The following is a 19093-nucleotide window of genomic DNA, read 5'->3' on the forward strand; positions in this document are numbered from 1 at the left end:
CCGTGGGTGGGGTGGAAACGACATCACCCGTGCGCGGCGAACCCTCCGACCCGGTCATCCGGGTTCGCGGGCTGGCGCGGACGTTCACGACCAAAACCGAAGCCGTGCACGCGGTCTCCGGTATCGACTTCGACGTGCACTACGGCGAGATCATCGGGCTGCTCGGCCCGAACGGCGCGGGCAAGACCACCACGCTGCGCATGATCGCCACCCTGCTCGCGCCCACCGCGGGCGAGGCTACCGTGGTGGGCGCGGACCTGCGCACCCAATCGCGCCTGGTCCGCTCGCGCATCGGCTACGTGCCCCAGGGCGGCTCGACCAACGACCTGGAACTGGTCGAGGACGAATTGATCCTGCAGGCACGGCTTTTCGGGCTGTCCAAGGCGGAGGCGGCGCGCAATGTCGCCGATCTGGCCAAGGCGCTGGAGTTCGACGGGCTGGAGCGACGCAAGTGCGGGCAGCTCTCGGGCGGGCAGCGACGGCGGGTGGACATCGGGCTCGGCCTGGTGCACCGGCCGACCCTCATCTACCTGGACGAGCCGACCACGGGCCTGGACCCGCAGAGCCGCGCGAACCTGTGGGATCACATTCGCCGGCTGCGGGACGAGGGCACCACGGTCGTGCTCACCACGCACTATCTGGACGAGGCGGACGCGCTGTGTGATCGGATCCTGGTGATGGATCACGGCGGCATCGTCGCCGAGGGCACGCCCGACGAACTCAAGCGGCGCATCTCCGGCGATGTGATCAGCCTGGAAATCGCCAGTGCCAGTGCGGATTCGGCGATCGAGGTCGCCGAGTCGGCGGTCACCGTGCGACACAGCATGCGCACCGAGGAACTCGAGAACGGCAGGGCCGGAATGGCTCTCGTGCACCTGACCGTGGATCAGGGTGACGCCGCGGTGGTTCCGCTGCTGCAGGCGCTCGGGGCGAAGGGCATCACGCCCGGTGCGCTCACGGTCAAGCGTCCCAGCCTCGACGATGTGTTCCTCACGCTCACCGGGCGTTCGCTCCGGGAAGGAGATCGGTCATGACCTTCGTCCGTGAAACGGGACTGATCTTCTGGTCTCAGCTGCGCGCCAATCTGCGCAACCCGGTGTGGGTGATCATCGGTGTGGCGCAACCGATTCTGTACCTGCTGCTGTTCGGTCCGCTGGTGAAGGGCATCGCGCCGTCGCTGGGGCAGGGCGCGGATCCGTGGAAGATCCTCACTCCCGCGCTGATCATCCAGATCGGGCTGTTCGGTTCCGCCTTCGCGGGTTTCGGCATCGTGTCCGAGCTGCGGGCCGGTGTGGTCGAGCGGCAGCGGGTGACCCCGGCCGCGCGCGGCGCGCTGCTGCTGGGCCGGGTGCTCAAGGACATGGTGCTGCTGATCGTGCAGGCGGCGATCCTGGTCGTGGTGGCGATGGCGGTGTTCGGGCTGCGACCCGATCCGCTGGGGCTGGTGCTCTCGGTGCTGCTCATCTCGATCATGGCCGCCGGTCTGGCCTCGGCCTCCTATGCGCTCGGGTTGTGGGCGAAGCAGGAATCCACCCTGGCCTCGGTGATCAACTCGATCTCGGTTCCGGTCATGCTGCTCTCGGGAATCCTGCTGCCGATGAACGTCGGACCGACCTGGTTGCAGAACCTGGCCAAGGTGAATCCCTTCTCGCACACCGTGGATGCGGCGCGAGCGCTGTTCCGGGGTGACTTCGGCAGCTCGGACGTGTGGGTCGGCACGGTGGTGACGGTGGCCCTGGCACTGGTCCTGATGACCGTGGGAGCGCGCAGCTTCGCCCGGGACAACGCGTGACACGGCTGTTCCGCCCCTGATCCGCCGGGGGCGGGGCCGCTGGAAGGCCCTCGCGAGGCAGGCGTACTGTGACCTGACCCAGCGAGTTCCGCGGTCTGAGGCGGTGCGTTTCGATCCCTGCGCCGGGGATCCGCGGATGCCGGGACGGCGCTGTCGGACGACCGCGCCGGTGGGTGTTCAGGACCGGCTCTTCGGTCCCCGTACCCCGCAACAATACGAGCGTTTGTCCTGGTAGGGAACGTTCGGCGGAGTCCGGATGAACTCCGGGTGTGGTCTGTGTCGCGTTCACCGGACTGGCATCGCGAGGCAATCTGGTCGTCGCTCCGGCGCAGTCTGGGACTGGCTTGATCAACGGTATGACCACCATGGCAGCGTCGAGCCCGAAGGTGCTCCCGCCCCAGTCATATGCCGGCCCGGCCGCGCCCCGTACGTCGGGCCGGTCCCAGTACTCACTCGTGGTGTCCTCCGACGCCGAACATCGCGAGGCCGCGCAGCGCCTGCGCTACCAGGTGTTCGCGAACGAGCCGGGATTCACCATCCCCGACAACGGAACCGGCCTGGACGCCGACCGTTTCGACGACCACTGCGACCACCTGCTGGTGCGCGACGATCTCACCGATCAGTTCGTCGGCTGCTATCGCATGCTGCCGCCGGACAAGGTGACCGCCGCCGGCGGCTACTACACCGCCACCGAATTCGACCTCACCGCACTGGATCCCACCGGGAACCGGATCGTGGAAATGGGTCGCGCGTGCGTCGTGCCCGATCACCGCAACGGTTCCACGCTCACCCTGATGTGGGCGGGCATCCTGCACTACATCCAGCTCACCGGGTACGACTGGATCATGGGCTGCGTCTCGGTGCCGATGCAGGCCACCCCCGAGGATGCCCCCGGCGTGAACGTGCGCGGCGTGCGCGATCTGCTGCTGCGCAAGCACGCGCTCGAGGCCGAACGCCATGTGCGCCCGTACAACCCGGTCATCGTCGACGGCATCTCCCTCGACGATCTGACGCCCCCGGCGCGCCCGAAGATGCCGCCCCTGATGAGCGGCTACCTGCGCCTCGGCGCCCAGATCTGCGGCGAGCCCGCTCACGATCCGGACTTCGCGGTCGCCGACTTCGTGGCCCTGCTCGGCCTGGAAACCATCAACACCCGCTACCTCGAGCGCCTGCAGGGCGCGGTGGCGACCATGGACGGCCGGTGATGAATCATGATGCCCGCCTTGCTCTCTCCCGGTTCTGTCTCGGTGCCGTGTCCGCCGGCCTCGGCCTCCGCGCACGCGTGGATGCCGAGCAGCCCGTGTGGTCCGGAGTGCGTCGACACCACCGCTGAGGCCGGAGACCTCCGCGTCGCGGCGCGGGTGCTCGGTCTGGCGGGGGTGGTGGCCAGCTTCCCGCTGGTGCATTTCGCCACCCCGCGTCGGCGTCGTGCGGCGCTGCACGCGCGCTATGCCCGGGCGCTGCTGGCCTGCTGCGGAATTCGCGTCCGCATCGTCGACAACATGGTCGCCGCCGATCCGGCATCCGGCGAAAAGCCCAAGGCTCGCAGCGGTTTCGGCGAAAGCGCGAATGCGGGTGTCCTCGTGGTGGCCGGGCACATCGGCTGGACCGACGTGATCGCCCTGTCCGCGGTCGAGCCGCTCGGCTTCGTCGCGCGCGCCGATCTGATCGACTGGCCGGTCCTCGGCGCGGTCGCTCGCAAGGTGCGGGTGATCCCCATCGAGCGCGAGCGCCTGCGTCAACTCCCCGCCGTCGTGCGACAGATCGCCACCCGGCTGAGCGCGGGGGAGCGGGTCGCCATCTTCCCCGAGGGCACCACCTGGTGCGGGCGCGGCTACGGCCGCATGCGTCCCGCGCTCTTCCAGGCCGCGATCGACACCGGCACCCCGGTGCAGCCGCTGCAACTGCGCTACGTGGACCGCCACGGTGAACTCTCCACCGTTCCCGGGTTCGTCGGCAACGACAGCATGGCCGACTCCATCGGCCGCATCCTGCGCTCGAAGGGCGTGGTCGCGGAGATCGTGCTGCAGCCGCTCGAACAGCCCGGCACGGATCGGCACGAGCTGGCCCGGCGCTGTGAGCGGGCCGTGCGCGGGGACAGCACCAACCGGGCCTTCGCGGGTCTGGTGCATCGGCTGGAGCAGGGGCCGACCGTCACCGACGCCACCCGTTCGCCCGCCCGGCAGCCGGAGGTCGCCGAGACTCCGATCGCGATGGCCGAGGCGAAGTAGTTCAGCCGGTGAGTCCCCGCGACAGCAGCCGCCACGCCTGACGGGAGGTGGCTTCGCGGGACTGCGGTTCGGTTTTGGTGAGGATCGCCGCCAGCATCGAAATGGCGAGGATGACGTCGGCGGTGGTGATGTCCCCGCGCAGCGAGCCGCGCAGGCCGGGGTCCTCGAGCTTGACGGTGATCAGGTTGATCATGCGCCAGGCCGCCTCGAACAGGCGCACGTCCTCGGTGCTGGTGGGGTCGATCATGGCGATGAATGCCGCGGACGTGGTGATCTGCTCGACGACGGCGGTGAGGATGTCATCGACGGTGGCGGCCGGATCGTCGGCGATGGCCTCGATCTCGGTGATGTTCTCGTCGAAGACGGCCAGCGCCAGGCTCTCCCGAGTCGGGAAATGCCGATACAGGACGCCCTGCCCGACGCCGGCGGTGCGCGCGATCGAGGTCATGGGGGCCTCGAAACCGTTCTCCGCGAAGACGTTCCGGGCCGCGCGGATCAGCGCCGCCCGATTGTCCGCCGCCGCCCCGGGGCCCCTGTTCGGTCGAGGTGACGCTGTCATCGGCGTAACGATACCGGACACGCATGACCCGTCCCGGTGACCGGGATCCTGCGGAAACACGCGTATTCACCCAGGCCGGGCGAATACACCGAGCTGTTGACCGGACTAACAACCGAGTCTTCGGCGTTTCGGGTACCGCCCGAACCGGTAGCCCGGTAAACCTCTTGGGTCTGACCGGGAGAGGTGATGAGGTTGAACGGTGCGGTCGAGCGTGATATCCGCGAGGTTCGCCTGCCGAGGTGGGGCAGCGTAATTCAGACCGAGGGAGTGGTGCCGTTTCTGGTCATCGACGCCGGCGGGGTGCCGGTGGTGCCGATCCGCCGGTTCCTGACCGATTTCGTCGCGCAAGGCAACAGTCCGCGCTCGGTGCGTAGCTATGCCTACACGTTGCTGCGCTGGTGGCGGTGGCTACTTGCGGTGGAGGTGGGCTGGGACATGGCGGCTCCTGCGGAATGTCGGGATCTGTTGCTGTGGATGGGTTTTCACGCCAAGACGCGGACCTCACCCAGGACGAAGTCACGCAGCACCATGGGGACGATCAACCCGATCACCCGCAAGCGGTACCTTGATGACCGCTACGCTGCCCGTACGATCCGGCACTCCAATGCCGTGGTGCGCTCGTTCTACGAGTTCTGGATCGAGATCGGTGAGGGCCCGCTGCTGAACCCGGTGCCGCTGAGCCGCCGAGGCGCACAACCCAACGCCCACCACAACCCGCTCGTACCTTTCCGGGCAGGGGGCCGACTCCGCTACAGCCCGAAGCTGCCCAAACAGCGCCCACGCGAGATCCCAGATCCGCAGTGGCAGCAACTGTTCGCAGCATTGCGTCACAGTCGCGACCGGGCGCTGTTGTCGCTGACGGTCAGCACCGCCGCACGCTCTGCGGAGATCCTGGGGTTGCGACCAGTCGATCTGGATTGGGGCGAGCAGCTGGTGCGGGTGACTCGCAAGGGCAGCGGCGCGAGTCAATGGTTGCCTGCCAGCGCCGAGGCGTTCGTGTGGCTGCGGATCTGGATCGCCGAGCTGGGGATGCCGATGCAAGCGAATCACCCACTGTGGCAGACAATTCGGCGTCGTGACCACGGTGATGGTCTGCGTCGGCAGCCGCTGACCTATGAAGCGTTGCGTAAAGTCCTGACCCGCGCCAACGAGGTGTTGGGAACGAATTGGTCGATGCACGACCTGCGTCACACCGCTGCCCTGCGTATGGCACGCGATGAGCACCTGAGTGAACGCGATGTGCAAACCATTCTTGGGCACGCGCACCTGTCGACCACCGCGGAGATCTACCTCGTGCAGGACGAAGCCGAGACCATCACGAGGATTCGGCGCCATCTGGCAGAGCGCGCCGATCCTGCGCGTCCTCTGCCCGTGCCCGCACCCGGCTATGACGATCACGACCTGTCTGTGCTGTTCGGAGGTGGCCTGTGACCGCAGATCTCGGCAAACAGGCTGTCGCCGAACCACACGCGGGAGGGCCGCGTAGCCGGTTGCCGGTGGTCGTGTGGCACGACGAACTGGCAGAGACCGAGGTGACTGGCGGCGGCGCGCGCGACGACTGGTCGATTCCACAGATCCTCGCGCTGATTCCGCAGCAGTCATGGTGGTCGGCTCCAAGCAGCACCAATCGCCGAGTGGTCGACGGTGCCCGCGACGTGCTGGCCTGGCTCGCGCGCGTGGATGCTGACGGGTGGCAGCGGCGCTGGTTGGTCTCGGGTTCAGATCGCAATACCGACTGGGTCGATGAACTGGTGAAGATCGAGCATCCGCTGCCGCCGGAGCGGCAGCGGATCGATTTGTTCGGCGGGATCAGCGCGCTGATTCTGTTACGGATCGTCTTTCCCAGTTATGACCTACTCAACGGGTGCGGGTCGTCGAGGATCTACAACAAGCACCGTCTACTGTATCGGCCGGATCTGTACGCGCTCATGCAGGAGCGTGCCTCAGCTCGGGGTATCGACGAAATCCATTGCCGCGAAGCGCTTACCACGATCAGCAGAATTACCACTCGGACCGGCAAGGATCCCGACCAGCTCACCGCAGAGGACTTGCTGGCCTACCGCGCCTGGCACCGACGAGCTGGCAGGCAGGTACCCAAAGGGCTGTCGCTGGGGTGGTCGCTGCTGTACGGCATCGCCGACCTCGGCGAACATCCCACGCTCGAAAATGCCACTCGCCGCGGCCAATTGACCGCCGCCGAGATCGTCGATCACTACCGGGTGCACCCACCCCAGGTCCGCGAGGTGTTCACCCGGTACTTCGACGAGCGGCGACCACACGTGGACTACGCCACCTGGTCGAGCATGGCGACCTTGCTGCTTGCCACGTTCTGGTACGACATCCAGACCCACCACCCCGAGCTCACCACTTTGCGTCTGCCCCGTTCGGTGATCGAGGCGTGGAAGGTGCGGCTGCGTACCGCTCCCACCCGATTCGGTGTCGTCCGTAGCGAGGACCACTATTTCCAAGTCTTGATCATGGTGCGCGCGTTCTACCGTGACCTGCAGGATTGGGCGGTCCATGATCCATCTTGGGCGCAGTGGAGCTTCCCCAACCCGATCCGTAAGAACGACACCAGGGGCGCGGCCAAGGCGGACAAGAGGCGCCAGGCCGTGATGGCACAGCGAATCCGAGAGCGCATGCAGCAGCTGCCGGTGCTGGTCGAGGTGGCCGAGCGGCACCGGGTCGCGCAGGGCGCGTTGCTGGGCGCGGCCGCGCGGAGTCCAGCGGGGCACACCTTCACCCATGAGGGTCGAGCCTATCGGCGGCCGCTGCCCGCAGTCGGGCCGGACCCGAGCCGGTTGGCCGTTCGCCCGCCCGATCTCATCGAGGATCTGACCACCGGAGTGGTTGTCGATATCGGCCGAGCCGAGCAGGACGCGTTCTGGGCATGGGCGGTCATCGAAGTGCTGCGCCACACCGGTATCCGCATCGAGGAACTGCTCGAAATCACCCATCTCGGCCTTATCGCCTACACCTTGCCCGGCTCCGGCGAGGTCGTGCCGATGCTGCAGATCGTTCCCTCCAAGAGCAACGAAGAACGCCTGTTGCTGGTCAGCCCGGAATTGGCCCGCGTTCTCGCGGAGGTCATCTCCCGGCTGCGCGCCCACAACGGCGGCACTGTCCCGCTGACCGCGCGCTACGACGCGCACGAGAAGGTCACCGGGCCGGCGCTTCCGCACTTGTTCCAGCGTCGGCACGTGTGGACGTGGAAGACATTCAGCTACACCGCGGTCCAGAACTACCTGTGCGATACCCTGGCGCGCGCCGGACTCACCGACGCCGCGGGGCAGCCGTTGCGCTACACCCCTCATGACTTTCGGCGGTTGTGGGCCACCGACGCCGTTAGTAACGGCCTGCCGATTCATATCGCAGCAAAACTGCTGGGGCACAGAAACATCAACACCACCCAAACCTATGTAGCGGTCTTCGACGAACATCTCGTGCGCTCGTATCGGGCGTTCCTGGACGACCGTCGAGCGCTGCGCCCCGAAGCCGAGTACCGCAACCCCACAGAGGTCGAATGGCGGGAGTTCGAGCAGCACTTCGAGCTGCGCAAGCTCGAACTGGGCACCTGCTCGCGCCCGTATGGGAGTCCCTGCCGCCACGAGCACGCCTGTATCCGGTGCCCCAGCCTGAGGGTGGATCCGCGCGCCCGACCTCGCCTGATCGAGATCACTGCAAATCTGCGCGATCGCATCGCCGAAGCGAAAGCCAACGGCTGGACGGGGGAAGCGGAGGGACTGCGCGTCAGCTTGCACGCCGCCGCAGCCAAACTCGTGAGCCTGGACAAGATGAACGAGCGCACCGCGAACGCACCTTCGCGGACCAATCTCGGTCTACCGGCGTTCCCGTCGTGAGAACGCCGGGCACGGTTGGCCGCTCATTCCGATGCGCGGTCAAAAGAGAACTGCGCCTCTGGCTCGATTTCGCTGCGCTGGTGATGGGTGCGCTGCTGACCCGGGGCAGTTCCAGGTCGGCAGCGCACCTCCCGGCGACTGCAGGTCTGCCGGAGCTGGAAGGACTCGGTCGTGCGGGCAGGACAATTGCGATCAGCGTTTGTCGAACTCCTGCTGGACAATCCGCATGGCGGCCAGCGCGGCAGGCGCGCCGCAATATCCGGCGGTGTGAATGATCGACTCGGCGATCTCCGTGCGAGTGAGCCCGTTGTTGAGAGCGCCGCGCACGTGGCCAGCGAGCTCGTCGTGTGCTCGCAAAGCTGTGAGTATGCCCAAATTGAGCAGGCTGCGGTCACGCCGGTTCAGACCAGGCCGATTCCACACCGCATCCCACACATGCTCGGTGACGAAGTGCTGGAGGTCTGTCGATTCGCTGTGGGCAGTACGGGCCATGGCTCGGGCGACGTACTCCTCGCCCATGACTGCTCGACGGGTGCGCAGTCCATTCGCATGAGGCTTCTGGGATTCGCGGTCGGTCATTGGCTGCCTGTTCGACGTGCGGTAGCGGATGAGTCATCGGCCGTGGCTTGTTCGGCCGGATCGGACCGCAATGACCGGATCACCCGAGTGATGTGCTGATCGACGAAGCGGTCGTTCATCGGTTCGTGAGTGAGAAAGTGGCGGAAATGTATCGGTGCGATCAGGGATTCGATGACTGTCCTTGCGTCGGTGCCAGGGGCCAGTTCACCGCGCTCGACCGCACGGGAGACCATGACCTGGTTCGCTTCGTAGCGGTTCTCCCAGAAGGTTTTTCGTGCTTGGGCGATCTCGTCGGAGTCGGTGATGAATGCCAGAGCGCGCGCAAGGCCGGTGCCCAACGGGGTGTCGAGGTAGTCGATGAGTGCGGTGGCGAAGAGGGTGAGATCTCCGCGCAGCGACCCGGTGTCCGGTAGCGGAAGGGTGCGCTCGCTGGCGCTGAGCATCACATCGAGTACCAGGTTCTCTCGCGTTCCCCAGCGCCGGTAGATAGAGCTGTCGCGAACACCGGCGCGTCGGCTGATGTCGGGGATGCCGACCTTGTCCACGCCGCGTTCCTCGACAGCTTCGAGCACGGCGCTATGCACGGCTTCGCGAACTTTCTCCGCCCTGCCTCCGGGCCGGCGCAGCGGCTCGATGTTCTCGGCTTCGGACATAGATTCGATACTAAAGCAGAGGTTCTTGCTTTTGGCTACCGACGTGCTTACGCTCACAAAAGCAGAACTTTCTGCTATTTCGAGATCGAGAGGCACCACGATGACGTCTGTGCGGGAGATCGGCAAACGAGTGCTCGTCAGCGCTCGTGCGATGACACACACCACCGAGCGTGCGGCCCAGCGTATGGGTGTGGGAGCGTTCCTGCCCCGGTTGTTCGCCGACAGGTTCACCCACCTCGGCGGGATCGACCCCGAGGAATTCCAGCGTCAACTGCACGGCTGCCGGTCCTTCGACGACGCCCGCTGGGCCGGCTACTGGGGAGACTTCGCCCGCGCACACCTCGCGCGGGCCGACACGGCATTGCTGCGCCTGGGCGGACCGTCGACAGAGCTGCTGCTCGATGCAGCCGCGCCGCTCGATCTGCCTGCTTTCGGGGAGTTGCTCGCACCCGCGGTGACAATCCTGGCCGACCGCGGACCCGTGGCCGATCCCGAGGCGGTCGACCGATTCTGCGTGACACATCCCGATGCCGCCGATGCCGCGATCGCGCTCGACGGGCTGATCAAAGCACTGGTGTACGAGTTCATCGCCGCCTGGCCGGGGTACAGCCCGGCCAGGCTGGCCGCCTACGAGCGCTCCCACCGGCTGTGCGAAGTGCTGCTGCGCTCACTCGACACCGCGATGGGCGTGAGCATCGAAGTGGTGCACATCCCGGTCGGCACTCAGACCGTCCGCGGGCTGCTGATGCTGCCTGCCGATGCGGCGTCGGTGCCGACGATCCTTGTTACCAACGGCCTGGAAGGCACCGTCGCCGAAGCGCTGCTGCCGCTGCTGTCGCGGCGCGACGCCGGCATGGGCGTGTTCGTGATGGAAATGCCCGGCACCTACTCCTATACCGAGCCTCTGACCACCGATGCCGAGACCATTTACTCGACCGTCATCGACCACCTGTGCGCGGACTCGCGCATCGATTCGCACCGGATCGGCATGCTGGGCTTCAGTTTCGGCGCCTACTGGTCGACGCGCATGGCCGCCGTCGACCCGAGACTGGCGGTAGCGGTGTCCAACGGCCCGCTCTCGGACCGCAGTTTCGGGCTGCTCAACTCGATAGGGATGCCCGAGATCGTCGTCTCGACGCTGATCTCGACCCTCGGAGCCAGTGGCCCTGCCGATCTGTCGCGCAAGCTGGCGAAATTCTCACTCGCCCAACACTATCGCCACATCGACATCCCGCTGCTGGTGATCAACGGCGCCCGCGACACCCTCGCCGACACTCGCGACTCGATCGACATCGCCATCGAGGCACCGGACGCGCAATTGGTGCTCTATGCCGAGGATGATCACTGCGCCATGGGCCACGCCGAGGAGTGGACGGCGCTGTCGACGAAATTCTTTCGCGAGCACCTGAGGGTGCGAGACGGGGTCACCGCATGACCCACTCATCCCACACCACCAGCGCTGCGATCCCTCGGATGCGGCGCATCCTCGATCGCGGCGCGCACCGCATCGATACCCAAATCGACACCGGAACTGGATGGCACGCTGTCACTGAATCCGCTGGCGGCCAAGCATTTCCGAGACTCGAGCCCGCATTCACACTGGACTTCGAGCTATCGCGGTACGAGACCCTCGGGCTGGGCGACGGGGCTCTCGTCCTGCCGGTGTGCCCGGTCTCGTTCCGCGACTTCATGATCTTCGAACAGCACGCCGTCGACGCCGCACGTGGCCTGGCCCGCCGGTTCCTGCCTGCGGTGTCCCGGGTCGCCGCCGCCTACGAGACGGTCACCCGACACACCTTTCCGGCGTTCCGACCACATGCTCTGTGGTACCGGCAACCGATCTACTACATGTCCAACGCGTTGACGATCGTCCCGTCCGGGGTGCCGGTCACCGCCCCTGCCTATACGCAGGCACTGGATTTCGAACTCGAACTCGGCGTCGTGCTCGGTGCCCCGTTGCGCGACGCCACCGTCGAACAGGCGGCAGCCGCGATCGCCGCGGTGGTGGTGATCAACGACTTCTCCGCCCGCGATGTCCAGTTGGCGGAGATGCGATCGGGTTTCGGTCCGCAACGAGCCAAGCACTTCCTCACCTCCATGTCGGGCACCGCGGCCGCCGGGCCCGCGCTCGCTGATCGCCTCGATCGATTGACCGCCACGGTCGCGATCAACGGTGAAACCGTCGCCCGCACCGGAACTCACGATGCCCGATACTCGATGGCCCAAGCTATCGCGCACGTGTCCTGCGGCGAACAGCTCTACCCCGGCGAATTGCTGTCCAGCGGCACCTTGCCCGGTGGAAGTGGGATGGAACTGGGCCGCTGGCTCGCCCCCGGGGATCATCTGCGGCTGGAAATCGAGGGCGTCGGAATCATCGAGCACGACATCGAGAAATAGGCGAGATATGAAAATCGATCAGGTTTCCGACTCCGTCCATGTCGTAGCCGGCACCAACGTCAACTGGGCACTGATCAGCGACGATTCCGGGATCACCCTGGTCGACGCCGGATATCCCTGCGACACCGCCGACGTGCTCGACTCGATCAGCCAGATCGGGCATCGACCGGCCGATGTTCAGGCCGTACTGTTCACCCACGCCCACCTCGATCACATCGGCGCGATTCCGGCGCTGATCGAACAGGTCGGCATGCCGGTCTACACCGGCGCCGAGGAAGTGCGGCACGCCAAACGTGAATACCTGCAACAGATCACGCCCACAGGGATGCTCAAACAACTGCTCACCGCCCGCGGTCGCCGCTGGGTCGCACACACCCTATGGGCGGTCCACGGCCGCGTAGGCATGGCCGTCCCGCAGGCTGAAGCGGTCGATCCCGTCATCGTCGCGGCACTGCCCGGCGGGCTCGTCGCGATCCCCACCCCCGGGCACACCAGCGGTCACACCGCCTACCTCATGCCCTCCGAAGGAGTTCTCTTCTCCGGAGATGCACTCGTCACCGGACATCCGCTGCTACCTCACGCCGGCCCTCAATTACTACCAGCGGTGTTCAATCACGACGAGGCGCTCACCTACGACACCGCTACGCACCTCGCACTGGCACACGCCCACACTCTCGTTCCGGGACACGGGCTCCCTATCAGATTCGACAGTCCACGCATCGCCGCGGCTCTGGAGCCGCGGCCGCCGTCCCCTCGACACTGACGAACCCGTACCCGAGATCGCGCGCCGGAGCCGGCGGTATCGCCGACCACGATCACTGCCGGCCAGCGTGCGGACGCCATCGTATCCGCGACCGGGATCAACTCCCGCACCTGCGAGACGGCAGCCGCGTACCCCGGCACCCCACACCGTGACCGACAAGGAATGCACCGCACGATGACACAGATTCTGCCTGAAGACCCTCTCCCGCAATGGGTTCCGACACCACAGTCGATCGCCGATGCCCGCATCACCGTCTTCGCGCGGTTCCTGGAAAACCGCTACGAGGTACGCACGCACGGCTACCAGCAACTGTGGCAGTGGTCTATCGACGATATCCCCACGTTCTGGCATGCGATCTGGACCTACTTCGACCTCGGGGACATTCCGGGGCCGGTCCAGAGCGGGCAGATGCCTGAGGTCTCGTGGTTTCCCGGTGCACAGCTGAACTACGTCGAGCAGGTCGCAGCACACGCGCGCGCCGACCGGCCCGCGATCATCGCAGTGTCCGAAGACGCCCCGGTGCGCGAGTACTCCTGGCAGGAACTACTCACCCACACCGCAGCGTTCGCGCGGACATTACAGTCGCTGGGGGTGCAACGCGGGGACCGAGTCGTGGGCTATCTGCCCAACATCGCCGAGTCGGTGATCGCTTTTCTGGCCACGGCCAGTCTCGGCGCGATCTGGAGTGTGTGCGGGCAGGACGGGACCGGTTACGCCGCTGCCGCCCGGCTCGGGCAACTCGACCCGGTCGTGTTGGTGACCGCGGATGGCTACCGGTTCGGCGGCAAGGAACACGACCGCCGCGCCGAGGTCCGTACCCTGCGCGCCGCGCTGCCGACCGTGCGCGGCACGCTCGCGGTCGCCCGGCTGGGCCAAGCGATACCCGAGACATTGAGCTGGCAGGAGGCGGTCGCCTCGAGTGCGGGTACTGCACTCGACATCGAGCCGGTCGCCTTCGATCATCCGCTGTGGGTGCTGTTCTCCTCGGGGACCACCGGCAAGCCCAAGGGCATCGTCCACGGCCACGGTGGTGTAGTCCTGGAACACCTCAAAGCCCTTGCCCTGCAGTCCGATATCGGGCCCGAGGACACCTTCTGGTGGTACACCAACCCTAGTTGGATGATGTGGAACTATCAGATCGCGGGCTTGCTGGTGGGCGCGACCATCGTCTGCTACGACGGCAGCCCCACTCACCCCGGCCCCGATGCGATGTTCGCGCGAGCGAGCGACCTGAGATGTACCGTGCTCGGGACCAGCCCCGGCTACGTGCTGGCCTGCAAGAAAGCCGGCGCTGCGCCCGCGCGCGACCACGATCTGTCGGCGGTACGGCTGATCGGCGTCACCGGGGCACCGCTGCCGGCTTCCTCGGAGATGTGGCTGCGTGAGACTGTCGGCGGCGGTATCGCGATCTCGTCCATCAGCGGCGGAACCGACATCGTGTCTGCCTTCGCGGGCGGGGTGAGCACCGTCGCTGCCCGGCCCGGTGAGTTGTCCGCTCCCTACCTCGGGGTGGCCTTGGACGCGTTCGATGCCCGAGGGGCATCGCTGCGAGGCGAAGTCGGTGAGTTGGTCGTCACCGCCGCGATGCCCTCGATGCCGCTCTCGTTCTGGAGCGACCCGGACCACAACCGTTACCGGGCAACCTATTTCGACGCCTATCCCGGGATATGGCGTCACGGGGATTGGGTCACGATCACCGAGCACAACAGCATCGTCGTCCACGGCCGATCGGATGCCACGCTCAACCGCAACGGAGTGCGCATGGGCAGCGCCGATATATATCAAGTCGTCGAGGCCCTCCCCGAGGTCTCCGAAGCGCTCGTTGTCGGTGTGGAACAACCTGACGGTGGCTATTGGATGCCGTTGTACGTCGTACCCGCCACCGGGATCAAACTCACCGACGAGGTGCGAGATCGGATCACTACCGCCATTCGAACGACCCTGTCTCCGCGCCATGTCCCCGACGAGATCATCGAGGCACCCGCGATCCCCCACACCCGCAGTGGAAAGAAGCTCGAGATCCCGATCAAACGGCTCCTACAGGGCGCCGAGCTCGATCAGATCGTCGATCCCGCCGCGGTGGACGATCCGAGCCATCTCGCCTGGTTCGCTTCCCGCAACTCTTCCTCTACCGACCCTGGCGAACCCTCGTGACCTGCAGCAGCACAACACCACACGGGGTGTGCCGGACTGAGCGAATCTGAACGAAGACAACGGGCGAAGTGAACAGCTGCAGGCCGAATGCATGATCGTGTTCTCGAATTCTCCGCCGTCAGATCCCTGCGGCGCGCACCAGGGAATCGGTCAGGCGTGGCGAGATCGCCGAGATCAGTCGAAGAGCCGCGGCGTAGCTGGGGTACAACTCGACAGGGCGTTCTGCGATGGCGGTGAGCACCCAGCGCGCGGCCTGCTCGGGGGTCAGGGCGGCCTGGGTGTCGTAGTCACCGGTGGGGCTGATCATGGGGGTGCGCACAAGCGGGAATCCGAGGGTGGTGACGGCGATCGGGGTGTCGTGGCATTCGGCGCCGAGGCTGCGGGAGAAGGCGGCGAGGGCAGCCTTGGAGGCATGGTAGGCGCTGAACTTGGGCATCACACCTGCGGTGGTGCCCCAGGTGCCGACGTTGATGATGTGGCCGCGGCCGGCCAGGCGCAGGGTCGGTAGAAGGGCCAGGGTGAGCCGGACCGGGCCGAAGTAGTTGACCGCCATGGTGCGCTCGTAGTCGTGGGCGCGATCGACGGCATCGAGAGCGGCTCGGCGGATGGAACGGCCGGCGTTGTTGATCACGATGTCGGGCGCGCCGAAGCGCTCGACCACCGTGGCGGCGAGGTGTGAGATCTGATCGGGATCGGTCAGATCGCAGGACAGCGGGTGCGCGGTGCCGCCGGCGTCGGTTATCGCGGTGCATGTGCGGGCGAGGCGGTCATGGTCGCGCGCTACTGCGACGATGGTGGCACCTCGTTCGGCCAGCATGTGCGCGCTCGCTTCGCCGATGCCGGAGGAAGCTCCGGTCAGGATCACGGTCTTGCCGTGCAGGTTTGTCGATGGCGTGCGGGTGAGGCCGCGTAGCGAGGGCGCGGGGTTGAGCAGGGCGGTGATCAGGGGATTGTTCATGTGGCACCTGTCGGGTGTGATGCTCGGTGAACGGGGTGACCGTGATGGTAACCTCGCTAATTGACCAATCGGTAAATTACTTCCAGTGCAATTCAGTGTCAAAACGACCGGACACCGGGAAGGAGCGCGATGGCGGGCGCGACGCGAGCAAGGACGAACACGGCGGGAAGCAAGGGAGTCCCCCGCGCCGAGCGGGAGGCACAGATCCTCGACGTGGCAGCTGCCGAAATCGCGCGAGTAGGGTACGCGGGCCTGTCACTGGCCGTGGTGGCCACCACGGCCGGGGTCTCGAAACCGCTGGTGTACAGCTACTTCGGCACCAAGGATGGCCTGTATCTGGCATGCCAGCACCGGGCTGCGGCGGTGCTCGGCGACGCCATCGACGAGGCCCTCGATGGTGCGCCCTCGACCCTGGAAATGGCCCAGCGCACGCTCGACGCGATCTTCACCGCGCTGCGCCCGCGGCCGCACGACTGGAAAGTCGTGTTCGATGCTTCACATCCGACCGAGGGGCCGGTGTTCGAGGCCGCGCATGATGCTCGTGCCCGCATCGCCGAGCAGGCCTCGCGCGGTGTATCCGCGTTCCTCGATGACCGTGGCCTATTCGATCCCGCGGATCGCTCCGCGCTGACCGCGGCATGGACCGGGGTGGTCTCCGCGCTGGTCGCCTGGTGGCTGGCTCATCCCGAGCAGAGCGCTGAGGCGATGACGGCGCGAAGCCATCGCCTCATCGCCACACTGACCTGAGTCGTCTATTCCGGGCCGCGTGAGCGCACCATTGACCCCGAATTGACTAATTGGTAACTTACGATTTAGTCAATTCAAGGAGGCTCGATGCTGTCGAACGTCTGGCATCAGATCAACGTTCCGCTGCTCTACGCGGTGCCGGTGTTCATCCTGTCGGTCGCGGTCGAGGCATTCTCACTGCGCGATCACGACCACGAGAAGACGACCGGATACCTGGCCAAGGACACCCGCACCAGCTTGAGCATGGGCGTCGGGTCGCTCGTCTCATCGCTGATATTCAAGCTGGCGACACTCGTGGTGTTCGTCTTCCTCTGGGAGTACGTGGCGCCGTGGCACATCCCCACCGACACCTGGTGGAGCTGGCTGCTACTGATGGTCGTCGTCGACTTCGCCTGGTACTGCAACCACCTTTTCTCGCACCGCGTCCGCCTGGGTTGGGCCGCACACCAAGCGCATCACTCGAGCGAATATTTCAACTTCGGCACCGCGCTGCGGCAGAAGTGGAATCCCTGGTCCGAGGCCATCTTCTGGGCCCCGCTGCCGCTGCTGGGCTTCGCGCCCTGGACGATCTACGTCGCCTTCATGGTGAACCTGATCTACCAGTTCTTCACTCACACCGAAACAATCGGTAAGCTCCCTCGTCCGATCGAGTACACCTTCAACACCCCCTCGCATCACCGCGTACATCACGGCAGCGACACGCTGTACCTGGACAAGAACTACGGCGGCATCCTGATCATCTGGGACCGCATGTTCGGCACCTTCCAGCAGGAGCTGCACCGGCCGACCTACGGGCTCACCACCCCAATCGGGACCTACAACCTGATCACCCTGCAGTACGGCGAATTCGCGAAGATCGCGCGGGACGTGCGCGGTGCCCGCACGCTGCGCGACAAGCTCGGATATATCTTCGCCCCGCCGGGCTGGCAGCCCGCGAAGGCCCGCGAAGCCGCCCCGCGGCCCGAACCCGCGGTGAACGGGTGAACGGAGTCGACACGGCCGCGGCGCTGCTGCGCCTGGTGTTGGGCACGGTCATGCTCGTACACGGACTGGGCCATGCCTTCTCCGGCGGCAAGCTCGCCGGCACCGCTCGCTGGTTCGACAGCATCGGGCTACGACCGGGCAAGGTCCACGCGCTGGCGGCGACGGTCACCGAGACCGGAGCGGGAATCCTGCTGCTGCTCGGCGCGGCCACACCGCTGGCCGCGTCCGCCGTGGTCGCCACCATGGCCGTCGCGCTGATCACCAGCCACCGCGGCAATGGGTTCTTCATCTACAACCCTGGCCAGGGTTGGGAATACGTTGCCGTGCTAGCCGTTGCCGCACTGGCCCTCGCCGCGTTGGGACCCGGACGCTGGTCGGTAGATCACGTGCTCGGGATCCATCCCGCTGCGGGTACAGCCCTGGCGATCACCACCGGAACCGGAATCGGCTGTGCCGCACTGCTGCTCGCCACTGCGTGGCGCCCGCGGCACGCATAGCCGACGCCAACGCCAACGCTCTCAGCGGGCACTCCCGACCGCACACAGGCGGATCCCGCGCCTGCGTGACCGGACGCGGCGCACCGGAACCACCGAAAGGACAGTATGCGAACTCCCTATTTGGAGCCGACGCGATCGCCCGTCCCGGGCACCGCCCGCCACTCCGGGCCGCGCGGAGGCGGGCAATGACACGCCCGGACGTCGAGGCCAGCCCGAACGCTCTGCCGGACATTCTCATTCGTGTCTACCTCACGCTGGCCACCATCGCTTTCGCTGCGCTCGGACTGAAGGGGATCATCGTCCCCGGCCCGGCGGTGTCAGCAGTGGGCCTGCACGCCGAGGCCGTCACCGGCCTCAACGAGGCTCGTGCCACCTACGGCGGCCTGCACCTGGCCTTCGCGGCTGTCTTCGCGCTGGGCCTGCACCGGTCGGCAGTGCGAATACCGGCCCTGTGTCTGGGAGCTGTCGTGTGCGGGGGTTTAGCGTTCGGGCGCGTGGTGAGCCTGTTCGCGGATGGTTGGCCCAACACGACGATGCTTGGATGGTTGACCCTCGAGATCGCCGCCACCCTGATCGCAGCCTGGTCGCTGCGAAAGATCAGCCGACGCGGATAGGCGATCGTTCTCTCCACCGCTGCAACAGAGTTGAACAGTTGCCCACCTGAAACCACCCGCGCCATGCCGACCAATGCGATCAGATACTCGACTTACGGTGCGCTCCTTGGACAGCCGATCAGCGAATCCGTACTCCGGTTAAGTGGGCTACGTATTGACGCGGTCCGTCGTCTGAAGCACACTGTGATCGCTATCCGGACAGCACAGTCCGGATGGCGATCGCAGGACAGGCTCGGCGCACTCATCCGTGCTGCCGGGAACCCCCGCCGCATCGTTGCCGAGTGATCGTTTGCCGAGTGATCGAA

18 protein-coding genes are annotated in these 19093 nt (G+C 66.2%); 14 read left to right on the forward strand and 4 right to left on the reverse strand.

Going from position 1 to position 19093, the window contains the following annotated elements:
* The first annotated feature begins 11 nt into the window (after positions 1-11).
* The 4 genes from NJ1_RS12920 (at position 12) to NJ1_RS12935 (ending at position 4023) form a co-directional block, all read left to right on the forward strand.
* Entirely contained in the window at positions 12-1034 is a 1023-nt protein-coding gene (locus tag NJ1_RS12920) for an ABC transporter ATP-binding protein (protein WP_084478089.1), read from the forward strand.
* Positions 1031-1792 carry an ABC transporter permease gene (locus NJ1_RS12925; RefSeq protein WP_067692453.1) on the forward strand — a complete coding sequence of 254 codons (762 nt, stop codon included), beginning with the start codon at positions 1031-1033 and terminating at the stop codon, positions 1790-1792. Before NJ1_RS12920 ends, NJ1_RS12925 begins: the two co-directional genes overlap by 4 nt.
* A gap of 356 nt (positions 1793-2148) precedes the next feature.
* On the forward strand, positions 2149-2997 hold the full coding sequence (locus tag NJ1_RS12930) for a GNAT family N-acetyltransferase (RefSeq protein WP_174557073.1): 849 nt from the start codon (positions 2149-2151) through the stop codon (positions 2995-2997).
* An 81-nt stretch (positions 2998-3078) separates the two neighbouring features.
* On the forward strand, positions 3079-4023 hold the full coding sequence (locus tag NJ1_RS12935; protein ID WP_067692456.1) for a lysophospholipid acyltransferase family protein: 945 nt from the start codon (positions 3079-3081) through the stop codon (positions 4021-4023).
* Position 4024: 1 nt separating this feature from the next.
* Here NJ1_RS12935 and NJ1_RS12940 read toward each other — a convergent pair whose 3' ends face one another.
* Entirely contained in the window at positions 4025-4582 is a 558-nt protein-coding gene (locus NJ1_RS12940) for a TetR/AcrR family transcriptional regulator (RefSeq protein WP_067692459.1), read from the reverse strand.
* A 186-nt stretch (positions 4583-4768) separates the two neighbouring features.
* Here NJ1_RS12940 and NJ1_RS12945 point away from each other — a divergent pair, with 186 nt between their 5' ends.
* Entirely contained in the window at positions 4769-6013 is a 1245-nt protein-coding gene (locus NJ1_RS12945) for a tyrosine-type recombinase/integrase (RefSeq protein WP_067692937.1), read from the forward strand.
* Positions 6010-8442 carry a tyrosine-type recombinase/integrase gene (locus NJ1_RS12950; RefSeq protein WP_245717358.1) on the forward strand — a complete coding sequence of 811 codons (2433 nt, stop codon included), beginning with the start codon at positions 6010-6012 and terminating at the stop codon, positions 8440-8442. Before NJ1_RS12945 ends, NJ1_RS12950 begins: the two co-directional genes overlap by 4 nt.
* A 192-nt stretch (positions 8443-8634) precedes the next feature.
* Here NJ1_RS12950 and NJ1_RS12955 read toward each other — a convergent pair whose 3' ends face one another.
* Entirely contained in the window at positions 8635-9021 is a 387-nt protein-coding gene (locus tag NJ1_RS12955) for a carboxymuconolactone decarboxylase family protein (protein WP_067692462.1), read from the reverse strand.
* Positions 9018-9674 (reverse strand): TetR/AcrR family transcriptional regulator, encoded by a 657-nt coding sequence (locus NJ1_RS12960; RefSeq protein WP_067692464.1) that lies wholly within the window; start codon positions 9672-9674, stop codon positions 9018-9020. The genes NJ1_RS12955 and NJ1_RS12960 overlap by 4 nt, the downstream gene beginning before the upstream one ends.
* Here NJ1_RS12960 and NJ1_RS12965 point away from each other — a divergent pair.
* From NJ1_RS12965 to NJ1_RS12980, 4 genes are all read left to right on the forward strand, one after another.
* Complete coding sequence (locus NJ1_RS12965; protein ID WP_245717359.1) at positions 9655-11109, forward strand: alpha/beta hydrolase family protein; 1455 nt, start codon at positions 9655-9657, stop codon at positions 11107-11109. The two genes, NJ1_RS12960 and NJ1_RS12965, sit on opposite strands and share 20 nt — an antisense overlap.
* Entirely contained in the window at positions 11106-12071 is a 966-nt protein-coding gene (locus NJ1_RS12970) for a fumarylacetoacetate hydrolase family protein (RefSeq protein WP_067692470.1), read from the forward strand. Before NJ1_RS12965 ends, NJ1_RS12970 begins: the two co-directional genes overlap by 4 nt.
* 7 nt (positions 12072-12078) lie before the next feature.
* A complete protein-coding gene (locus NJ1_RS12975) occupies positions 12079-12834 on the forward strand; it encodes an MBL fold metallo-hydrolase (RefSeq protein WP_067692473.1) in 756 nt (251 codons plus the stop codon).
* 174 nt (positions 12835-13008) lie between these two features.
* Positions 13009-14988 carry an acetoacetate--CoA ligase gene (locus NJ1_RS12980; RefSeq protein WP_067692942.1) on the forward strand — a complete coding sequence of 660 codons (1980 nt, stop codon included), beginning with the start codon at positions 13009-13011 and terminating at the stop codon, positions 14986-14988.
* Between the two features lie 118 nt (positions 14989-15106).
* Here the strand turns inward: NJ1_RS12980 and NJ1_RS12985 are convergent, their stop codons facing one another.
* Positions 15107-15946, reverse strand: a complete 840-nt coding sequence (locus NJ1_RS12985) for an SDR family NAD(P)-dependent oxidoreductase (protein WP_067692475.1) — start codon at positions 15944-15946, stop codon at positions 15107-15109.
* Between the two features lie 129 nt (positions 15947-16075).
* Between NJ1_RS12985 and NJ1_RS12990 the strand changes: the two genes are divergently transcribed.
* The 4 genes from NJ1_RS12990 (at position 16076) to NJ1_RS13005 (ending at position 18788) form a co-directional block, all read left to right on the forward strand.
* Positions 16076-16693, forward strand: coding sequence for a TetR/AcrR family transcriptional regulator (locus tag NJ1_RS12990; RefSeq protein ID WP_067692478.1), 618 nt, complete (start codon positions 16076-16078; stop codon positions 16691-16693).
* Positions 16694-16780: 87 nt separating this feature from the next.
* Positions 16781-17677 (forward strand): sterol desaturase family protein, encoded by an 897-nt coding sequence (locus NJ1_RS12995; protein WP_067692481.1) that lies wholly within the window; start codon positions 16781-16783, stop codon positions 17675-17677.
* Positions 17674-18174 (forward strand): DoxX family protein, encoded by a 501-nt coding sequence (locus NJ1_RS13000; RefSeq protein WP_067692484.1) that lies wholly within the window; start codon positions 17674-17676, stop codon positions 18172-18174. Before NJ1_RS12995 ends, NJ1_RS13000 begins: the two co-directional genes overlap by 4 nt.
* 185 nt (positions 18175-18359) lie before the next feature.
* The gene (locus NJ1_RS13005; RefSeq protein ID WP_067692486.1) at positions 18360-18788 is read left to right on the forward strand and encodes a DUF4345 domain-containing protein; all 429 of its coding nucleotides are present in this window, start codon (positions 18360-18362) and stop codon (positions 18786-18788) included.
* Positions 18789-19093 lie beyond the last annotated feature (305 nt).

Source organism: Nocardia jejuensis NBRC 103114 (genome assembly GCF_001613145.1).
Classification (GTDB): Bacteria; Actinomycetota; Actinomycetes; order Mycobacteriales; family Mycobacteriaceae; genus Nocardia; species Nocardia jejuensis.

Bases quoted from the DNA above. Each gene is read 5' to 3' on its own strand.
- NJ1_RS12925 (WP_067692453.1), top strand. From the start codon at position 1,031: ATGACCTTCGTCCGTGAAACGGGACTGATCTTCTGGTCTCAGCTGCGC.
- NJ1_RS12930 (WP_174557073.1), top strand. From the start codon at position 2,149: ATGACCACCATGGCAGCGTCGAGCCCGAAGGTGCTCCCGCCCCAGTCA.
- NJ1_RS12935 (WP_067692456.1), top strand. From the start codon at position 3,079: ATGCCGAGCAGCCCGTGTGGTCCGGAGTGCGTCGACACCACCGCTGAG.
- NJ1_RS12940 (WP_067692459.1), bottom strand. From the start codon at position 4,582: ATGACAGCGTCACCTCGACCGAACAGGGGCCCCGGGGCGGCGGCGGAC.
- NJ1_RS12945 (WP_067692937.1), top strand. From the start codon at position 4,769: ATGAGGTTGAACGGTGCGGTCGAGCGTGATATCCGCGAGGTTCGCCTG.
- NJ1_RS12955 (WP_067692462.1), bottom strand. From the start codon at position 9,021: ATGACCGACCGCGAATCCCAGAAGCCTCATGCGAATGGACTGCGCACC.
- NJ1_RS12965 (WP_245717359.1), top strand. From the start codon at position 9,655: ATGTTCTCGGCTTCGGACATAGATTCGATACTAAAGCAGAGGTTCTTG.
- NJ1_RS12960 (WP_067692464.1), bottom strand. From the start codon at position 9,674: ATGTCCGAAGCCGAGAACATCGAGCCGCTGCGCCGGCCCGGAGGCAGG.
- NJ1_RS12970 (WP_067692470.1), top strand. From the start codon at position 11,106: ATGACCCACTCATCCCACACCACCAGCGCTGCGATCCCTCGGATGCGG.
- NJ1_RS12975 (WP_067692473.1), top strand. From the start codon at position 12,079: ATGAAAATCGATCAGGTTTCCGACTCCGTCCATGTCGTAGCCGGCACC.
- NJ1_RS12980 (WP_067692942.1), top strand. From the start codon at position 13,009: ATGACACAGATTCTGCCTGAAGACCCTCTCCCGCAATGGGTTCCGACA.
- NJ1_RS12985 (WP_067692475.1), bottom strand. From the start codon at position 15,946: ATGAACAATCCCCTGATCACCGCCCTGCTCAACCCCGCGCCCTCGCTA.
- NJ1_RS12990 (WP_067692478.1), top strand. From the start codon at position 16,076: ATGGCGGGCGCGACGCGAGCAAGGACGAACACGGCGGGAAGCAAGGGA.
- NJ1_RS12995 (WP_067692481.1), top strand. From the start codon at position 16,781: ATGCTGTCGAACGTCTGGCATCAGATCAACGTTCCGCTGCTCTACGCG.
- NJ1_RS13005 (WP_067692486.1), top strand. From the start codon at position 18,360: ATGACACGCCCGGACGTCGAGGCCAGCCCGAACGCTCTGCCGGACATT.